16 protein-coding genes are annotated in these 17889 nt (G+C 56.8%); 10 read left to right on the top strand and 6 right to left on the bottom strand.

Features of this window, described 5'->3' with window-relative positions; all coding sequences use genetic code 11:
* Nucleotides 1-68: 68 nt before the first annotated feature.
* The 3 genes from BM174_RS12105 to BM174_RS12095 form a co-directional block, all read right to left on the bottom strand.
* Nucleotides 69-527, bottom strand: a complete 459-nt coding sequence (locus BM174_RS12105; RefSeq protein ID WP_093924121.1) for a DUF6194 family protein — start codon at nucleotides 525-527, stop codon at nucleotides 69-71.
* A gap of 134 nt (nucleotides 528-661) precedes the next feature.
* Nucleotides 662-1615, bottom strand: a complete 954-nt coding sequence (locus BM174_RS12100) for an MBL fold metallo-hydrolase (RefSeq protein ID WP_093924120.1) — start codon at nucleotides 1613-1615, stop codon at nucleotides 662-664.
* Between the two features lie 138 nt (nucleotides 1616-1753).
* The gene (locus BM174_RS12095; RefSeq protein ID WP_093924119.1) at nucleotides 1754-2464 is read right to left on the bottom strand and encodes an acyl-homoserine-lactone synthase; all 711 of its coding nucleotides are present in this window, start codon (nucleotides 2462-2464) and stop codon (nucleotides 1754-1756) included.
* Nucleotides 2465-2626: 162 nt separating this feature from the next.
* Here BM174_RS12095 and BM174_RS12090 point away from each other — a divergent pair, with 162 nt between their 5' ends.
* On the top strand, nucleotides 2627-3997 hold the full coding sequence (locus BM174_RS12090; RefSeq protein WP_093924118.1) for a sensor histidine kinase: 1371 nt from the start codon (nucleotides 2627-2629) through the stop codon (nucleotides 3995-3997).
* A gap of 216 nt (nucleotides 3998-4213) precedes the next feature.
* On the opposite strand, the gene BM174_RS12085 is transcribed toward BM174_RS12090, so the two are convergent.
* Together BM174_RS12085 and BM174_RS12080 are read right to left on the bottom strand one after the other, a co-directional pair.
* A complete protein-coding gene (locus tag BM174_RS12085; RefSeq protein WP_093924117.1) occupies nucleotides 4214-4714 on the bottom strand; it encodes a hypothetical protein in 501 nt (166 codons plus the stop codon).
* Between the two features lie 95 nt (nucleotides 4715-4809).
* Entirely contained in the window at nucleotides 4810-6318 is a 1509-nt protein-coding gene (locus BM174_RS12080; protein ID WP_093924116.1) for a cytochrome P450, read from the bottom strand.
* Nucleotides 6319-6642: 324 nt separating this feature from the next.
* Here BM174_RS12080 and egtB point away from each other — a divergent pair, with 324 nt between their 5' ends.
* Both egtB and BM174_RS12070 read left to right on the top strand, forming a co-directional pair.
* Nucleotides 6643-7893 carry an ergothioneine biosynthesis protein EgtB gene (gene egtB / locus BM174_RS12075; RefSeq protein WP_245766353.1) on the top strand — a complete coding sequence of 417 codons (1251 nt, stop codon included), beginning with the start codon at nucleotides 6643-6645 and terminating at the stop codon, nucleotides 7891-7893.
* A gap of 222 nt (nucleotides 7894-8115) precedes the next feature.
* Nucleotides 8116-8640 carry a superoxide dismutase family protein gene (locus BM174_RS12070; RefSeq protein WP_245766352.1) on the top strand — a complete coding sequence of 175 codons (525 nt, stop codon included), beginning with the start codon at nucleotides 8116-8118 and terminating at the stop codon, nucleotides 8638-8640.
* 202 nt (nucleotides 8641-8842) lie between these two features.
* Here BM174_RS12070 and BM174_RS12065 read toward each other — a convergent pair whose 3' ends face one another.
* Nucleotides 8843-9766, bottom strand: coding sequence for a LysR family transcriptional regulator (locus BM174_RS12065; RefSeq protein ID WP_093924115.1), 924 nt, complete (start codon nucleotides 9764-9766; stop codon nucleotides 8843-8845).
* Nucleotides 9767-9977: 211 nt separating this feature from the next.
* Between BM174_RS12065 and BM174_RS12060 the strand changes: the two genes are divergently transcribed.
* The 7 genes from BM174_RS12060 (at nucleotide 9978) to BM174_RS12030 (ending at nucleotide 17669) form a co-directional block, all read left to right on the top strand.
* Nucleotides 9978-11057 carry a TRAP transporter substrate-binding protein gene (locus tag BM174_RS12060; RefSeq protein ID WP_093924114.1) on the top strand — a complete coding sequence of 360 codons (1080 nt, stop codon included), beginning with the start codon at nucleotides 9978-9980 and terminating at the stop codon, nucleotides 11055-11057.
* 63 nt (nucleotides 11058-11120) lie between these two features.
* Entirely contained in the window at nucleotides 11121-11672 is a 552-nt protein-coding gene (locus BM174_RS12055; RefSeq protein WP_093924113.1) for a TRAP transporter small permease subunit, read from the top strand.
* Nucleotides 11669-13294, top strand: a complete 1626-nt coding sequence (locus BM174_RS12050) for a TRAP transporter large permease (protein ID WP_245766351.1) — start codon at nucleotides 11669-11671, stop codon at nucleotides 13292-13294. The genes BM174_RS12055 and BM174_RS12050 overlap by 4 nt, the downstream gene beginning before the upstream one ends.
* 50 nt (nucleotides 13295-13344) lie before the next feature.
* Complete coding sequence (gene ilvD / locus BM174_RS12045; RefSeq protein ID WP_093924112.1) at nucleotides 13345-15057, top strand: dihydroxy-acid dehydratase; 1713 nt, start codon at nucleotides 13345-13347, stop codon at nucleotides 15055-15057.
* Complete coding sequence (locus tag BM174_RS12040) at nucleotides 15054-15959, top strand: NAD(P)-dependent oxidoreductase (protein ID WP_093924111.1); 906 nt, start codon at nucleotides 15054-15056, stop codon at nucleotides 15957-15959. The genes ilvD and BM174_RS12040 overlap by 4 nt, the downstream gene beginning before the upstream one ends.
* On the top strand, nucleotides 15956-16723 hold the full coding sequence (locus BM174_RS12035; RefSeq protein ID WP_093924110.1) for an SDR family NAD(P)-dependent oxidoreductase: 768 nt from the start codon (nucleotides 15956-15958) through the stop codon (nucleotides 16721-16723). The genes BM174_RS12040 and BM174_RS12035 overlap by 4 nt, the downstream gene beginning before the upstream one ends.
* A gap of 28 nt (nucleotides 16724-16751) precedes the next feature.
* Nucleotides 16752-17669 carry a 2-hydroxyacid dehydrogenase gene (locus BM174_RS12030; RefSeq protein WP_093924109.1) on the top strand — a complete coding sequence of 306 codons (918 nt, stop codon included), beginning with the start codon at nucleotides 16752-16754 and terminating at the stop codon, nucleotides 17667-17669.
* Nucleotides 17670-17889: the final 220 nt, after the last annotated feature.

Below are 17889 nucleotides of genomic sequence, written 5' to 3'. Positions count from 1 at the left end.
GTTTTGGCATGCCCGCACTGCTGCGACCTATCAGTTCGGATACGATAAGTTACAATTTGAATAGCGATTCAGGATGTCCGTTTACCGAAGGACGTAACCGCCTTTTCATAAGCAGCATCGATCGCTGGGCGCAGCGTCTCCAATGTATCTGCCGTGGGGTCCAGCACGGCGATCCAGCTCATCCAGCCATAGACCGGATGCGGCGTAGGGGTGTTTAGTTTGGTGAAGTCCCATGGCCCAACTACAGCACAGCCCTTGGCGGGACGCACAGGTGGCGGGCCGAACATGTCGCGGAAAAGCGCCTTGCTGGTGCCTGCATTCAGCCGGAACACGCCCTCCCGATCCAGATGCGAAGCCTGATCATTTGCGCCGTCCTTCTGCTTTATCGTCGCAAAATAAACGCCACGGGGCAGCAGCTTGCCCGGATTGTAAAACAACGAGGTTTCGCCCCAAGCCTCCACAGCGACTGTCCCCTCATAGCGATTGAGAAGGTCGGACAAAATCTCGGTTGGGGTCGGATCTATCATTGCGGCTCCATGTGCTGGAACGTGCGCAGCGGCACCCTCAGACACACAGAGACACCAATGGCGAACCTATGGCAATTGGCCCGAGAAGCTCGGTGGCACTTTTAGCAATGAAAAGCACAGCCCTTTGCCGACCTCTATTCAAACTCCATCTGCTCAAAGACCCGACCCGCATTCTTGGTCGCAAGTTCGTCAAAAGTGTTGAGATGCGCATAGGGAGTTTGGTCGACGTAATAAGCCTCTGCCAAACCGCCGCCCTCCTCCAGATGCGCCGCGATCTTTTCGCGCAGATAAACGAGGTAATCGTGGGTATAGAGGCGGACCTGAGCCATATTGGTCGGGTGACCATGGCCGGGGATGACATAGGTCGCGCCCAGCGGCTCGAACGCGGTTTCCCACGTTTCGACCCAACCTTGGGTATCAGTATCGGGAAAGACCGGCAGCATCCGCTCGTGGAACGCCATATCGCCGGAAATGACCAGCTTTTGCTCGGGCAGAAAGACAACGATATCGCCCGCGCTATGGGCTGGCCCAAGATAGCGGGCCTCAATCGGGAAATCGCCAAAAGGTACGTTATAGACGTCGTCGAAGGTCTCGGTCGGACCTTGGAGGCGCGTACCTTCAAACCTGTCCGACAGCAGGTTTTCACCGGCGCGGAAAGATGCACTGCCATCCTCTTCAAACGCGCGGGCAGCATCAACATGGGCCACCACCGGGATCCCTAGATCGACCCAATAGCTGTTGCCCAGCATCGCATGGCCCTGACCGTTTTCATCAATCACCAGTTTGACCGGCTGGTCGGTCGCTTCCTTGATTTCGTCGTGCAGAGCCTTGGCCAGCCCCACGCTGGCGCCTGCATTGATCACCACAACCCCGTCACCTGTCACGATAAAACTGAGGTTGTTGTTATGACCGGCGTTTTCATAAGTCGGTGGCGCGGTGGCCCCGGTCGCGGACCAGACACCCGGAATGAACTCGACCGGCTTGGCGTAGAGCAGTGAGGTGGGATACTGATCGGAGATGTCTTCATCAGCGGCGGCCCCGGTGGCGATCAAAGCAATGAGCGCTGCAATGCTAGGCGTGAGTTTCATTCAAACGGTCCTTATTACCAGTCGTTTGAACAGACACTATATACATATTCGAATATGTACAGAGCGCCCGTCCCGCGCTTGGCTTACAGGATGTTTTGCGTGTTTCACCGCTTTATCAGCAGCAGTTCTCGACCGGCTTTAGGCGTTGAGAAAGTGGGCAACGCTCATGATGGCAGCTTGGTTATAGTCGTCACCGATGCGCATCTTTGGCCCCATGGGCAGCGCGGTGAGGCCGTGACGGCTGTTCCAACGCTGAAAAGCCGCCGGCACGATCCCGATGACATGCGTGGCACCGTTGTCCCCTGCTGTACGCGCCATCGCGCGGAGCAACATGCGCTGGATATAGGAGCGCCGCTCGATCGAGCCGTTTTGCAGCAGGAAAAGCCGCGTCGCCTCCCAGACATGGGGCGCGACTGGCGCGCGCTCGTGTAGCACCCATTCGGGGATATTGGGCAGCATCCCGCGCTGCGCATCTTTCAGCATATAGGTGTAGCACCCACACTGTGCCGTGGTCGGAAAAAGCCGCACGCTCGCAAGGATACGACCGTATTCATGGATGATCACAGACCGGCTCTGCGGGGTGTCGTATTGGTCGAATTCCATACCTTCGGTATGCGGCAAATCCCATGCCTTCTGGTCGATAAAGACGGCTTTGCGCGCCTTCAGAAGATCGGTGTAAAGCTGGCCATGCTGATGCTGATTGCCAACATAGACAACGGTTTCCTCGATTCTAGCGGCAAAGGCGGGTGGCTGTTCAACAGGCTTACTGTTGGCGGCCTCTGCTAAGCTGCCCGCCGCAAAATGGCTAGAATGTGACGCCTGCGATGTCTTTAACCCGTGGAAACCCATACTCGTTACCTGACTTCAACCATTCCTAGAAAACTAAAAGGTTAACAAAGGCTTTACAGCCCCTCTTTTGCCATCTTTGCACCATATTCAGCTTTCATATTGGTACCGTTGCCAAATTGCTGCAACACGACCCCGCACACTGGCCAATAGGACCACATCTGAATGGAAATTCCGCGAACCTTTGTCGCACAGAGCCACCCTGACTTACCGTCACGGGACCATTCGAGTGTATCTCGACTGAAGGACTATGCGCGCGCAGGCCAAAGAGCGTTTCCACAGCGTGCGGCGATCTATACCACATCGCTGTTCTTCGCCGGTTTCTATTATGACCAGAGTGTTGCGATCATCTTTTTTGCTTTGATCCTTGCTTCTGAACTCTACGATACTTTAGTGCTGCGCCGCATTCGGTTGTCGACTTCGGCAAACCCGATCAATGTTCGCACCGCCCTTATTCATACCGGTGTTGTGACGTTCCTGAGCGCGACCACGGTCGCCCTGTTCTGCATCGCGATTGCAATCCAGCAAGGCACCGACGGCAACCATTTTCTGCCGCTGTTTCTGCTGGTTTCCGCGTCGATCTTTGCTGCCATGAACAATCACCAGTTCATCCCAATTCTGGCCGTCCGGCTTACGATCTATATCGGCGCAATTCTGTTCATCCCGATCAGGGATGTGTGGATCGAACGCCCGCCAATCCACTCCGAACTCTGGCTAAACCTGTTTACGGTGCTGTTTGTTTTGGGCTTTATCGTCGAGTTGGCGCGGAGCTTTTTGAAAGGCTACTCGGCCTCGCTGAAAAGCAGGCATGCCTTGCAGATTGAGCATAAACACGCCTTGGCCGCCAACGAGGCCAAAACGCGGTTTCTGGCCACGGTCAGTCACGAATTGCGCACGCCGCTTACCTCTATCAAGGGATCGCTGGATATCATCAATTCCGGCCGTCTGGGCGCGCCTCCCGACAATATGGCGCGACTGCTGGATATGGCGGGACGCAACAGCAACCGGCTGAATGATCTCGTGGGTGATTTGTTGCTTTTGCAGACCTCCGACGCCGGCAAGCTGAGCCTTAACATGGCCAAGACCGACCTTGGCGAAGTGGTGCTTGGTGCCGTGCAATCGTTCCAGTCCTATGCGGGCGGTTTGGGCGTAAAGGTCGAATGCGATGTCCGCTTGGACAAGCACTATGTGCACGGCGACAAGAAGCGGCTGGACCAGGTTATCAACAACTTGCTGTCGAACGCCGCCAAGTTCTCTGACACAGGTGATTTTGTGCGCGTGTCGTTGCGGCGCGTCGGGGCAAATCTGGAACTGTCGGTCCGCGATCAGGGCATCGGCATCCCCGCTGGCAGCGAAACCACGGTGTTCGAGGAATTCGGGCAGATCGACTCCAGTGATCAGCGCAAGTTTCAGGGCACGGGGTTGGGCCTGTCGATCTCGCGGCGCATTGTCGAAGCGCATGGCGGGAGCATCGGCTATGACAGCGTTTTGGGCAAAGGCACGACCTTCCGCTTTATGCTGAAAGCCGTGGGTTAACCCCGAATTCCCTGAAAATCCTGAACCCGCAGGCGTCGCCGCTCGACGACGTCGTTCGATTGCGTCCGGGATGGATAAGCTGGTTACATTTGGAATAGCAGGGGAGAGCCCTGCGGATGTGCCCTACTTCGCGTTAAAGTCGGGTTCGGCTGAGCCAGCGTTTACAGGCAAACGAACGCCGCCAGTGCACATGAGTTTGGCGGCCTCAGTTCACAATCACTCGGCGGGTTGGAAAACCGGCAGTTCAGGCGTCAGTGGCCGACAAGCTTTGCTAATCCGCGCCTCGATGACTTCGGCCTGCCGAAACTTGTGCCGCTCCTGATACATGTACTTCGCGTACCGCGCCATAACAGGTGTCATCAAGCCCGCGTCGATGCTGATACGGTCCGTCCAGACAGCGCCGTTGCGCGTCTGCCCGATGTGCAGCCTATGCCGCCAAGTGCGAATGGAATCTCCGAATTCCACTGTATCCAGCGTTCTCGCCTCCGGACTGATCCGGTCGACGGTGATCTGATACCCACGGCATTTGAACAGGCCAAACACAGATATATCGGTCTGGTATGTGCATCCCTCCTCCATCGGAACGGCAGGAAGATGATGGTAAGTGGATATTCTCCGCGTTGCGTCGATAAGGTCGGAAAAATGGCGCGCGCGCTCGAAAAGTGCGTCGGCGCAGCCGTAATAATAGCCTTTGACTATGAGTTCGACAGCCATCATCAAATTCCCCGAAGCTCGGATCGCAGCGCTGTCTTCGTAGCGTTAAAGCCAGACCGCCGATCGCCGTAATACGTGTCAGGGATTTCGTAGACAGCTTATGGGGCAGTAAAATGGCCGCTTTTGGTCGTTGTGATGTCGGATGGCGCGGGCATTGGCTTAATGTAGGAAAGTTGGCCGCCGTCCGCTTTTTTCAGAACGTAACACCCCCAATCGCGCCGCCTGATACTATCAGATTTGTGAACACTTACCGGCGTTGCTGACAATATCATTGGCCCGCCGGGGCGCATTGTAAATGTCAGGTTTGGCGGCGCGACCGGATGGTCGGTCATCGCAAAGGCAGCACGCCGTAGGGCCGCCCCCAAGAGCACCATGATCTCGGTCTCGGCATATTGCGCGCCGATGCAAATTCGCGGGCCGTCACCGAAAGGGATATACTGCCCGCGCGGGTATTTACGACCGATAAAGCGGTCGGCCTGATAGTCGGACGCGTTTTCCCACAAAAGCTCGTTCCGGTGCAACGAGTAGACCGGAAACATGATCACGTCGCCTTTTTTAAAGGTCACGCCCTTAATCTCGGTCTGGTCCGTCGCGTCCCGCGCAAATAACGCGCCCGCTGGATAAAGCCGGAGCGTTTCGCGGACATGGCCCTGCAATTTGGGCATCTGCGGCAAGGTCTCGAACGTGATTGGCCCATCGGGACAGGCCTCGATAATTTCGGCGCGGATTTCTTCCTGCACTTCGGGATACAGCGCCAGTAGATACAGCGCCCAAGCGACCGTATTGGCCGAAGTCTCATAGCCTGCGGCCACAAAAGTCAGCAGATTGTCTACCGTTGTTTCGATATCCTCGCGGTCGGTTTCCAGCGCATCGATCAGCAGATCGAGAAAATCCTCTGCGGTATCGTGGCGTTTGGCCTGGCGGCTGGTGATCACATCACGGGTAAGTTGCCGCGAGTCAGTGATCGCTTGCTTGCTTCTGAGCCACTTCAGCCGCGGCAGCCACTTTGGCAGACCCATCAAATCAAACAGCGACATATAGCTGATGTAGTCGGTAAACCGCCGCATGCCACTGCGAATATCGTGTTTTGAAACGGCTTCGTTCCCCGAAAACATGACCCGCGAGATATTAACCAGCGTGGCCTCCTGCGCGGCATCTGCTGCATCGACCTCGCCATTGGCGCGCACGAAAAAGTCGGCCAACTCCTCGCCGGTTGTCGCAAAATGACGGGTCAGAACCGGTAGGTTCCGCGCGGCAAAAAGCGGCGCGTAGCGGTGCCGTTGCGCCCGCCATTTCTCACCTTCCGACAGGATCATCCCGTTGCCAACAGCGGGTCCAATGACGTTGCGCGTGAACTGCGATTTTGGAAAGCTCCGCCCTACGCCTGCCAACAACTCGGTGATCATTTCGGGATCACACACGTAGTGGATTTTCGCAGGACCGCGCAAATATTTATGCGTCAGGGTCGCGTCAGGAATGACGGAAAAGATATTCTTGCCCGCTTTTCTGGCAAAATCGATCAGCCCGATGTTACCGCGCGCCAACTCCGCTTCGACGGGACGCGCGTGCTTCACGCCCACCGCGACCCCTGATCCCTGAACTGCCATCCCTGCCCCGTCGTTTTTTATCGTTGCCCGTGCATTGTTCCTACACAAACGAATTGTAGCTTTACAGGTAATTTACCCGCCAACCGGGAAATAGAACTACTTTTTTGTGCAAGTTCCCCGTCGGCAACATCGACCATCGGGAAAATGGCATCCGGCAGCATCGCCGGGGGCAATGGTTGAAATTGCATTGAGTTAGAATTGAACCTTCTGAGGGTGTCCCGCGTTTCACCATTTCAATCTCAAGCGGCTGTATCTGCAATCTTTCAGTTTGCGCGGTGCATTCCGCATCATCTGGGCTGATCATTGCAGATAGGTAGTCGCATCGTGAATCAAACTAACGCCGTCGCACAGGAAGTGCCTTACATACCTTCCCTCTTTGACCGGACCCGCACGCAGACGACGAAATTGGTCGCGCCCTTGCTGCCTGAGGATATGATGTTGCAGTCGATGGAGGATGCGTCTCCTGCGAAATGGCATCTGGCGCATACGACATGGTTCTTCGAAGAGTTTATCCTCAAACCGTTTCTGCCAGGCTATGCGAGCCCCGACGACCGTTTTGCGTTTCTATTCAACAGCTATTACGTCACCGCAGGGCCGCGCCATGCACGCGACCGTCGCGGATTGGTCAGCAGGCCGGACAATGCGGATGTGAGAGCTTACCGCGAGCATGTTGATGGCGCGATGGCAGAGCTCATTGCGCTGGAGCGAGACAACACACCAGAGATTTTGGATCTGATCGAACTCGGTTGCCACCATGAGATGCAGCACCAAGAACTGCTAGTGACTGATCTGCTGCACGGCCTCTCGTTCAATCCTTTGCTGCCGGTCTACCGCGAACCTGAACCGATGCCAGTGACCACCGAAGTGCCGCTAACTTGGTCCCGCCACGACGGTGGTGTGATCGAAATCGGCCATGACGGGAACGGGTTTGCCTATGACTGTGAAGGTCCAAGGCATAAGGTTTACGTCTACCCCTTTGCCATCGCTGATCGTCCTGTCACCAATCGGGATTGGATCACGTTTATGGACGCCGGTGGATATAGCGATCCGCGCCATTGGTTGATGGAAGGCTTTGCTGTTGCCACGAAGGAAGGCTGGACGCATCCGCTTTACTGGTGGCAGCAAGACGACGAATGGTGGACGTTCACCCTGCGCGGCTCGCAGCCCGTCGCGCTGGATGCGCCCGTGGTCCATGTGAGCTATTACGAGGCCGATGCCTTTGCCCGCTGGGCTGGCGCGCGCCTGCCGACCGAGGCGGAGCACGAGCACGCTTTCGCACATCACCCGATACGCGGTAATTTTCTCAATGACGGAACAATGCGCCCTATGCCGGGGTCAGGTGTCTGGGGGGATGTGTGGGAATGGACGGCGTCGCCCTTCACACCCTACCCCGGATTTAAGGCCCCCGAGGGCACTTTGGGCGAGTATAATGGCAAGTTCATGGTCAATCAGATGGTGATGCGCGGCGGTTCCTGTGCCACGGCGCAAGAACAGATGCGGTCTAGCTACCGTACCTTCTTTTATCCACACCAGCGCTGGCAGATGATGGGTTTGCGCCTCGCAAAGAACACATAGCTACAGACTTGATTTGGGGCTCTGTTTTAGTTGCCTCACGTAAGCGCTTAAGGTCCAAATAGTGCTATTTGATAGCAATGTCTTCTTAGCTCATTGGTAACGACTGAGGAGTGGAAGATATGACGTAAAGACAAGAGCATCGTGGATTTGGCATGAAGGGATTCGTGAATGCCAAGTCGGCCCAAACGAAGGATGACTAAGCAAATGATTAAGGAGAAAACATTGAAAAATTTCCAAATAGTCGGGGTAGTGATTGCTGCCATGAGCGTGGGTACCGCCGCCATCGCTGAACAACATGTACAACCTGCCGCTGCGGCATTGGTCAGCGGTCAGGATAGCGCTCTTGCTGGCGACGTCGTCTTGAGCACGACAGCATCAGGCCGTGTCCTGGTTCAGATCAACATTAACGGCGTGCCACCGGGCGAACATGCCATTCACTTGCACGAGACCGGGGATTGTTCGGCGACCGACTTCAAGTCGGCTGGCGGGCATATCTCGGGCGCGGCACAGCACGGCGTGCTGGCCCAAGGTGGTCCACACCCCGGTGACATGCCAAACGTGACTGTTGCCGAAGATGGCAAGCTCAAGGTCGATGTGTTTTTGGATTTGCTGGATATTGATAGCATGGTCAGGGACAAAGACGGGGCTGCATTTGTCATTCATGGACAGGCTGACGACTACATGTCTCAGCCTGCGGGGGATGCGGGGCCGCGGATTGCCTGTGGTGTTTTTGAACAATCTTCCTGAAAGCTTTGGGGCGCGTTGGGAAATGCGCCCCGATTTGTCTCACATTTGAAGGTAGAAAGCGTGGTGCTTGACGTCGGTCAGAAGCGGACCCAATGCCTAGAAGAATGCGGTGCCGCTGAGCCAGCAACATCAGAATATTTCAAAGACCCCGCACGTTTGCAGTGCCGCTGAGTCTCACGCCGAAGCTCATGTTTGTTGTTATTCAGGGATCCGTTGGTGGGGCGGAAACGATACCAGCGAAAAACTGATCGAAGCGGCAGGCGTCCTGCACCATTTCAATTAATGTTAAAACCGCAGGGCTGCGGGTGCTTTCAGAATACACGACTACATAGGCAAGCGGCGCGGGCTTGAAATCAGGCGAGATCCGGCTGATCGCCATGGAAAACGGGTGCGTGTCGAGGATGAAATCCGGCAGGACGGAGATGCCGTGATCCGAGGCAACGAGGGCGATCATCGCCAACAACCCGTCCGCGACAATGACATCCCCCAATTCAGGCTCCTCGTCGGATAACACATGCGCGACGACCTGATCGAACAAGGTATTTTCTTGCACAATCAACGGTGTTCCGGCCTGTATTTCCAAACTCAATTGCGCAGCGGGCGGGAATTTTCCGCGCGCCGCACAGAACGAGGTGGTGAGGACCCCTACCCGTTTTGCGGTAAAGCCAGGCGGGTATAGAGCCGAGGGCACCACGGCAAAATCTAGCTCGTTCTCGACCAGCATCTGCCTTAACTTGAAGGCGGACCCCACCCGCAGATCCAGCTCCAGCTTGGGGAAGGCGGCACGGGCCTGGCGCATGAAATCGGGGATCCAGCTAAACGACGAAAGCTCCGTCACCCCGATAGAGACACGGCGGGCGATCATGTCAGGTGAGGACAATCCCGCCATTAACTGTTCGGTGCTTTCCAAAATCGCGGCCGCCTGCAGGCAGGCCTCTTGCCCGCGGCGCGACAACGTTGGAACACGGGTCGTGCGGTCAAAAACGGCGGCACCTGTCACCGCTTCGAACTCTTGGATGCGCCGTGTGATGGTGGATTGCGAGGTCTGCAAATGCCGTGCAGCAGCTTCAAAACTCCCCAACCGGCCAATCCAGTACAAGGCTTCCAGCTGCTTCAATGTCACCATCTGAATGCCTCATCGTCGTGGGAGACCCGCAAAAACAGGGGGCGGCAACTGCCGCTCGCAGGCTAGCTTACGCATATTAGTTGCATTTAGTGAAACAGAAAAGTAATCTAAATTCCACATTGCGGAACTAACTTGGTTCATCCTATGCTGCCCCGACAAGGCCATTGCGAGACTGCACTGCCCTTGCAGTCATCAGGGAGGATGAACAACAATGAAACGCAGAACCCTATTGTCCGGCGCCGCATTTGGTGCCGCAGCTCTGACACTTGCCGCTCCAGCAGTGGCGCAAAACAAACGCGTCCTTAAACTGGTTGGCACATTCCCGCGTGGCTTTCCCGGATTGGGTCATGCGGCCGAGAATATTGCCAAGCAGGTGACCGCAGCGACCGAAGGCGCTCTGACGGTTGAATATTTCGGCGGTGGCGAGCTGGTGCCCCCCTATGCCGTTAACGATGCTGTGTCGACCGGCGCTGCAGAAATGGGCCATTCCTCGCCCTATTTCGCCGCCGGAAAAATCAAAGCTTCGATGTATTACACGAACATGCCTTACGGCCTATCCGCAGCCGAACTTGGCGGCTGGATTCGCTACGGCGGCGGTCAGGCGCTTTGGGACGAATCCTATGCGCCGTTTAACCTCAAGCCGTTCTGGGCTGGCAGTTCAATGGCGCAGGCTGGTGGCTGGTTCAAAAAGCCAATCAACTCGCTCGATGACATGCAGGGCCTGAAAATGCGCATTGCGGGTTTGGGCGGCGCAATTATGCAAAAAATCGGCGTCTCCTCTGTCAACTTGCCAGCGGGCGAGATTTTCCCCGCATTGCAATCAGGTGTTGTGGATGCCGCTGAATTTGTCGGGCCGTGGAATGACAAGGCTCTGGGATTAGCCAAAGTCGCGCCGCACTACTATATGCCAGCCCCTCACGAGACAGGCGCCGGGCTGGAATGCATCGTGCGCCAGGACGTGTGGGAGGAATTCACGCCGGCGCAAAAGGTCATTGTTGAATCGATCATTTCGGCCGTCGCCGACGAAACGACAACAGCCTTCGCCTATAACAACGTCGTCGCCTTGCAGCAGTTGATGTCAGATGGCGTGACGCCTTCGGTATTTCCTGATGATGTGGTTGCGGCCTTGGGTAAGGCATCGGTCGAGGTCTTCGAAGCCTACCCCGAGGGTGACGAAATGGCCCAGAAAATCCATGCGCCCTATGTCGAATACGTGAAGCAGGCTGTGTATTGCGGAAAACTGCTCGAAGGGCAGATGTATGCCGACCGCGCCCGCGCCTGGGGCATCTAGAATCCACAAACGGATCGGCGGGGCGCGAAAGTGGCCCGCCTTCTTGGCGCAAAGGACCACCATATGAAACGGATTGCCGCTGTCATAGATACGGTGAACGACCGTATTGGCCGCGTGATTTGCTGGGGCATCTTGTTGATGGTGATCCTGCAATTTGCCGTGGTGATCGCCCGTTATGTTTTCTCGACATCCACCCTCTTTGGCGTACCTGCAGTCTGGCTTCAGGAGGGTGTCGTTTATCTGCATGGCATCACCATCCTGCTCGGCACGGCCTACGCGATGCTGTGGAACAAGAATGTGCGTGTCGATATTCTGTATGAAAAAGCCAGCCCCCGCGTGCAGGACCTGACAGAGTTTCTCGGGAGCCTGTTCTTTGTGCTGCCGCTGTGTGTGGTGATCGGCTGGTCTGCGATGCCGAACATCACGATGGCATGGATGGTCAAGGAAGGCTCGCTTGAACCCAACGGCATTCCTCTGCGCTATCTGCTCAAAGGCTTGGTTCTGGCCTTTTGCGTGCTGGTTTCCGCGCAGGCTCTCTCAACCATGATCAAAGCATTTTTGCGGCTCACGGGGCGCTCCACTGATCCAATTTATGAAGCGAGTGACGAGCTGTGAACGCATTGATTGCACACCTTGATTTGTTGATGTTCCCCGTCGCGATCGTATTGCTGCTGCGCGGCTTTCCTGTCGCTTTTACATTGGCCGGCGTTGGCCTGCTCTTCTCGGTTTTGGGGGCTGTGTTTCAAATCGGGTTCTTTGCGGGGGGTGATCTATCGTTTTTGCGTGCGTTGTTCGGCCGCATCTTTGGCCTGATGGACGAGACAAACGAAGTGCTCGTTGCGGTCCCGCTTTTCGTCTTTATGGGCGTCACGCTGGAGCGAAGCGGGGTCGCTGCAGATCTGCTCAACTCGATGGCAAAGATTTTCGGGCGTCTGCCCGGTGGCTTGGGCATATCCGTGGCGATTGTCGGCATGTTGTTAGCCGCCTCCACAGGTATCGTCGGCGCGACCGTGGTGACGATGGGCCTGATTTCATTGCCCACGATGTTGAAGGCCAATTACGACAAACGGCTGTCGACCGGGATCATCGCCGCCTCGGGCACACTGGGGCAAATTATCCCGCCGTCGCTGGTTCTGATTATTCTGGGCGATGTGCTGTCGAATTCCTACATCACAGCGCGGCGCAATGTCGGTGACTGGGCGCCTGACCCTGTGTCGGTCGGAGATATATTTGCCGGTGCACTTTTGCCCGGGCTGGTCCTCGTCGGCGCCTATGTTTTGTATATTCTCGCCGTGGCCATCATCTCTCCGCACCGCGCCCCAAGTGTGGTGGTCGAAGGCGAAAAGATCGCTTTTGGCCCGGTGCTGATGCTGCTCATCCCGCCGCTTTTGTTGATTGTTGCTGTGCTTGGCTCGATCCTGTTCGGCGTTGCCACCCCGACCGAAGCCGCCTCGATTGGCTCGATTGGTGCGGTGCTGCTTGCGGGGCAACGCCTGTCGGACCGCTCATCTCTGCCGCAGTTGGTCGCCATCATCGGCGCCGTGATCGTTGTTTACTTTGTATTGAACTTCGATCTGCGTCTGGCAAAAACCACGATCACCACAAGGGATACGATTAACATTATTGTTGTCTCGGTCGCGTTGATTGCCTTCATCTGGGGAGGTGCCGTCAGCCTGTGGCGCATCTGGCTAGCGAAAACCGACAAGGAGCCATCGGTTCTGACTGCCATCCTGCGCGCCTCGCTGCACATGTCGGTCATGGTATTTGCAATTTATATCGGGGCGCAGGTGTTCAACCTCGCATTTCGTGGCTTGGGCGGCGAGCAGACGGTCAACGATTTCTTCACAGGTTTGCCTGGCGGTCCTTGGATCGCGCTTGGCAGCATGCTGTTGATCATGTTCCTGCTTGGGTTCTTTCTGGACTTCCTCGAGATTGTTTTTGTGGTCACCCCGATCATGGCGCCTGTGCTGTTCTCGTTCAGCGGTGCGGATGGTTCGGTTCTGTTCCATCCGGTTTGGCTTGCCGTCATCATGGGGCTAAACTTGCAAACATCGTTTTTGACGCCGCCATTTGGGTTTGCCCTGTTCTACTTGCGGGCCGTGGCACCGAAAGAAGTCACCACCGGAGACATTTATCGGGGCATCGTGCCGTTTGTCGCAATCCAGATCATCATTCTGGGCGTGGTGTTGTGGTGGACTGATCTGGCCACATGGCTGCCGAGGTTCCTCGCCGGCTGATCGCATCGTTTTTCTCCTTCTATTCAAACACTCGTCATAGGACTTCTCTCATGAAAACGCCGCGCTTCCGCTCCGAAACTATCCGTGATGGCGTCATCCGCAGCACCACGCGCAGCTTTCTCTACGCCTTGGGGCTGGATGACGAAGACATTGCGAACCCGCATGTTGCGGTGATCCATACCGGTGGCGATATGAGCCCATGCAATACCAGCCTGCGCGATCAGGCCCAGCATGCCAAGACCGGCATTTTCGCCGCTGGCGGCACACCGCATGAATGTCCGGTGGTCTCGGTCTCTGACGGGTTGAGCGTGGCGCATTCGGGCATGCGGTTCTCGCTGATCTCGCGCGATCTTATTGCTGATAGTGTCGAGGCGACAGTGCGCGGCCACCAGTGGGATGGCATTTTCGGCATCGGTGGTTGTGACAAAAACATGCCGGGTCTGATGATGGGCATGACACGCTGCAATGTGCCTTCGCTGTTTCTATATGGCGGGTCTTCCTTGCCCGGTCAGATTGACGGCAAAGATGTAAACATCGTCGATACCTATGAGACGATTGGCAAAGTGCTGGCAGGTGAGGCAACCGAAGAGGAGCTTGACCAGATGACCCGCAGTTGCCTGCCGACAGCGGGCGCATGCGCGGGTCAGTTCACTGCCAACACAATGGGCATGGTGTCCGAGATTCTGGGCTTTGCGCTGATGGGGTCTTCGATGGTGCCAGCGGTTTACGCGGCGCGTGCGCCTCTGGCACGGCGGGCAGGCAAGGTGTTGATGGCCGCCGTAATGGGCGACGCGCCCCTGCCGCGCGATCTGGTCACCCGCAAATCGCTGGAAAATGCCTGTGCTGTGGTTGCGGCAACAGGTGGCTCGACCAACGCAGCCTTGCACATCCCTGCGATCGCCCATGAGGCGGGCATCGCGTTTCACCTTGATGATGTAGCCGAAGTTTTTGCCCGCACGCCGCTGATCGCCGACCTCAAGCCCGGTGGCCGTTTTCTGGCGCGGGACGTGTTCTATGCCGGGGGCGCGCCTGCGATCTTCAAATCATTGCTGGATGGCGGGTTTCTGCATGGCGAGTGTCTGTCGATCACAGGCAAAACCATTGCCGAAGAACTCTCTGAGACGGCTGAGCCTGATGGTGAGGTCGTGCGCCCGACGTCAAAGGCCATCGCGGCAACTGGCGGTGTTGTGGTGCTCAAAGGCAATCTCGCGCCGGACGGTGCATTGCTGAAAGTTGCGGGCCTCAAAAAGTTGGCGCACAGCGGCCCTGCGCGAGTCTTTGAATGTGAGGAAGATTGTTTAAAAGCGATCCGGACGCTGGACTATGCCGAAGGCGACGTGATCGTTATCCGCAACGAAGGACCGCGTGGCGGGCCGGGCATGCGGGAGATGCTGGGCATCACAGCGCTGATTTACGGCCAAGGAAATGGCGAAAAAGTTGCCCTGATCACTGATGGCCGTTTTTCCGGCGCGACCCGTGGTATGTGTATCGGCTATGTCTGCCCCGAGGCCGCGAGCGAGGGCCCGATTGGCCTGCTGCGGGACGGGGATATCATCGACATTGATGCCAACGCAGGCGTCTGTACGCTGTCCATGCAGATCGACGACGCCACCCTCGCCGCGCGTCGCGCAGACCGACCCGACCGTCCAACTATCGCTCTCGGTGGATTGCTGGAGAAATACGCGGCAACTGTCGGCCCTGCGGACAAAGGTGCCGTGACACACAGCGGCAATGTAATCTGGGAAAAGGACCCGATTGGATGAGGGTCGGCTTTGTCGGGTTAGGTGACATGGGACTGCCAATGGCGCGGCGGCTGTTAGCTGCTGGCTATGAGGTCATTGCATGGAACAGATCGCCTGCGCCGCTTGCTACGCTTGCCGCCGAAGGCGCGACAGCCGCGACCACACCTGCACAGGTGATGGCCGAGGCCGAACTCGTCGGGCTTTGCCTGTCCTCTCACGAGGCCGTCGCAACGATTGCTTTTGGTGCCGATGGGTTGTTCTCGGCCCCAACCATCAAAGCACAGGCAATCGCTGATTTTTCGACCGGCGCCGCAGACGCCACCCGCGACTTTGCCAGACGTGCTGCGGCGCAGGGAATAGCGTGGATTGATGCACCGGTGAGCGGTGGGGTCGCAGCGGCCGAGACCGGCGCACTCATTGTTTTTGCTGGCGGAACCGAGGCGGGCCTCAAGGCGCTGGAGCCTTTATTCGCCGCCGTCAGCGCACGGGTGACGCATATGGGGGGATCGGGCAGCGGCCAGGTGACAAAAATATGCAACCAGATGATTGTGGCCGCAAATGTCATCGCTATCGCCGAGACCACCGCGTTTGCACGCAAGGCCGGTGTTGATGTTACGGCCCTCGCACCTGCACTTGCAGGTGGTTTTGCCGATTCCGCACCCTTGCGTATTTTTGGCCCCCGCATGGCGCGCCAGACTTTTAAGCCGCGATTGGGCGCTATCGGGTTGATGCGTAAGGACGCAGAGTTGGTGCAAGACTTGGCGTCTCAAATCGGTGCAGATGTCCCGCTCATTGATGCAGCACGCGCTGTTTATGACCGTGTGGAGGCGCATCCCGATTTGTCGTTTGACAGCGATCTTTCAGCACTCGTTCGCCTTTACGAAGACGAAATTGCCATTCTGGATGAGGGATTTGATCCATGACTAAGACAGCCGTTATCACCGGTGGCGCATCGGGCATCGGGCGCGCCTGCGCCCAACACTTCATGCGCGAAGGGTGGAACGTCGTTCTGAGCTTTTTCCTAGATAGCGAAAAGGTCGCTGCCGACGCGTTGGAGCAGGAAGCCGCGCGCCTTGGCGTGCAAGCTGTGGCGCTGAAGTCGGACGTGACAAAAGACGAAGACTGCAGGGAGCTGGCCGCGCTCGCCACCATGACATTTGGCCGGATCGACGCGCTGGTGTCCTGTGCTGGAACAACGCGGATGGTGCCGCACGCCGATCTTGATGCGTTAACGATGGACGATTTCATGCTGACCACTGCCGTCAATACGGTGGGTCCGTTCCAGATCGTGCGGGCCTGTGCTGACGCGCTGAAAGCCGGAGATGGCGGCAGCGTGGTAATTGTATCATCATACGGGGCAATCTGGGGCACGGGTTCCTCTATTGCGTACGCGGCTTCGAAGGGGGCCACCAACACGCTGACCATGTCTTTGGCGCGGGTCTTGGCGCCCAAGGTGCGGGTCAATGCGGTTTGTCCTGCGCTGATTGCTGGCGGGTTCGTCGAGCGGATGAACAAGCAGGTTTTTGATGCGCGCGTCGAGTTGCAAGAAGCCCGTGCCCCCTTGCAATTGGTAGGCCAGCCCGAAGATGTAGCTGCGGATGTTTATTGGTTATCAACCGGCGCACGGTTGATGACCGGAACCGTGCTGTCGCTGGACAGCGGGCTGCACCTGAACGGCGACAGCTGAGCAAAGAATTTTAAACCCGAGGAATACTATGTCTGATCTTCTCCAACTTGGCCGCATCTCAGATGATATGCGTGAACAACTCGCACGGGTCTTTACCATCCACAGCCCTGACGATTTTCCGGCTGAGAAAATCACCCACGTTCTCACCAGCAGCGGTGTGGGCATTGCGCGCACGCTGATGGAAGGGCTGCCGAACCTGAAGGCAATAAGCAACTATGGCGTTGGCTATGATGCAATCGACATAGATGCAGCGACGGCCCAAGGCATCATTGTTTCACACACGCCCAACGTCCTGAACTCCGAGGTTGCAACCACGACCGTCATGCTGATGCTGATGTGTTACCGCGAAGCGCTGCGGGATGACGCTTGGGCACGCTCGGGCAACTGGGAAACGTCAGGCGCTGCGCCCCTGACACGCTCGGCCGACAATCAGACGATTGGCATTCTTGGACTGGGACGTATCGGGCAAGCGATCGCCGACAAATTTGCCCCTTGGACGCCCAAGATTGTGTACCATTCCCGGACAAAGAAAGACGTGCCCTACCCCTATTATGATAATCTGGTCGATATGGCGGCCGCCTGTGACGTACTGGTGTGTGTCACACCCGGCGGGTCGGGCACCAAAAATATCGTCAATGCGCCGGTTCTTGAGGCCCTTGGCCCACAGGGGACATTAATCAACGTCAGCCGCGGCTCCGTTGTCGATGAGCCGGCTTTGATCACTGCATTGCAAACAAAGACGCTGGGCTGGGCCGGGTTGGATGTGTTTGAGAACGAACCTGCCATTCCACAGGCATTGCGGGATCTGTCCAACGTCGTCTTGCTGCCACACGTGGGCAGCGCAACAGTCGAGACGCGTAGGGCGATGGGGCAACTTGCCGTGGATAATGTCATTCAACACTTGCGCGACGGCACGATGATCACAGCAGTTCCGGAACACGGGTAGAGCCGCGCTGTCGATCTGGCTAGGTTTGCAACTGACCACAGGGTATTTGCACGGTACAAAGTAAGTGCTCTGAACCATTGCCACGCCCATAAATTTCCTCGCCACGAATAGTGATAGACAGAATAATGGTGTAATGTCAGAAATCTAAAACCGAGATTCCCCGCAAGTGGAGGGGGATTTCGGGCGCAAGTCAAAACCAGTGCAGAATATGAGCTACTTG

The organism is Sulfitobacter brevis (genome assembly GCF_900112755.1).
GTDB lineage: Bacteria > Pseudomonadota > Alphaproteobacteria > Rhodobacterales > Rhodobacteraceae > Sulfitobacter > Sulfitobacter brevis.
The sequence above is the reverse complement of the archived record's forward strand: the minus strand, read 5'-3'. Positions and strand labels throughout refer to the sequence as shown.

Excerpts from the sequence above, each read along its gene's own strand:
- BM174_RS12105 (WP_093924121.1), bottom strand. The coding sequence starts at position 527 with ATGATAGATCCGACCCCAACCGAGATTTTGTCCGACCTTCTCAATCGC.
- BM174_RS12100 (WP_093924120.1), bottom strand. The coding sequence starts at position 1,615 with ATGAAACTCACGCCTAGCATTGCAGCGCTCATTGCTTTGATCGCCACC.
- BM174_RS12095 (WP_093924119.1), bottom strand. The coding sequence starts at position 2,464 with ATGGGTTTCCACGGGTTAAAGACATCGCAGGCGTCACATTCTAGCCAT.
- BM174_RS12090 (WP_093924118.1), top strand. The coding sequence starts at position 2,627 with ATGGAAATTCCGCGAACCTTTGTCGCACAGAGCCACCCTGACTTACCG.
- BM174_RS12085 (WP_093924117.1), bottom strand. The coding sequence starts at position 4,714 with ATGATGGCTGTCGAACTCATAGTCAAAGGCTATTATTACGGCTGCGCC.
- BM174_RS12080 (WP_093924116.1), bottom strand. The coding sequence starts at position 6,318 with ATGGCAGTTCAGGGATCAGGGGTCGCGGTGGGCGTGAAGCACGCGCGT.
- BM174_RS12065 (WP_093924115.1), bottom strand. The coding sequence starts at position 9,766 with ATGGTGACATTGAAGCAGCTGGAAGCCTTGTACTGGATTGGCCGGTTG.
- BM174_RS12060 (WP_093924114.1), top strand. The coding sequence starts at position 9,978 with ATGAAACGCAGAACCCTATTGTCCGGCGCCGCATTTGGTGCCGCAGCT.
- BM174_RS12055 (WP_093924113.1), top strand. The coding sequence starts at position 11,121 with ATGAAACGGATTGCCGCTGTCATAGATACGGTGAACGACCGTATTGGC.
- ilvD (WP_093924112.1), top strand. The coding sequence starts at position 13,345 with ATGAAAACGCCGCGCTTCCGCTCCGAAACTATCCGTGATGGCGTCATC.
- BM174_RS12040 (WP_093924111.1), top strand. The coding sequence starts at position 15,054 with ATGAGGGTCGGCTTTGTCGGGTTAGGTGACATGGGACTGCCAATGGCG.
- BM174_RS12035 (WP_093924110.1), top strand. The coding sequence starts at position 15,956 with ATGACTAAGACAGCCGTTATCACCGGTGGCGCATCGGGCATCGGGCGC.
- BM174_RS12030 (WP_093924109.1), top strand. The coding sequence starts at position 16,752 with ATGTCTGATCTTCTCCAACTTGGCCGCATCTCAGATGATATGCGTGAA.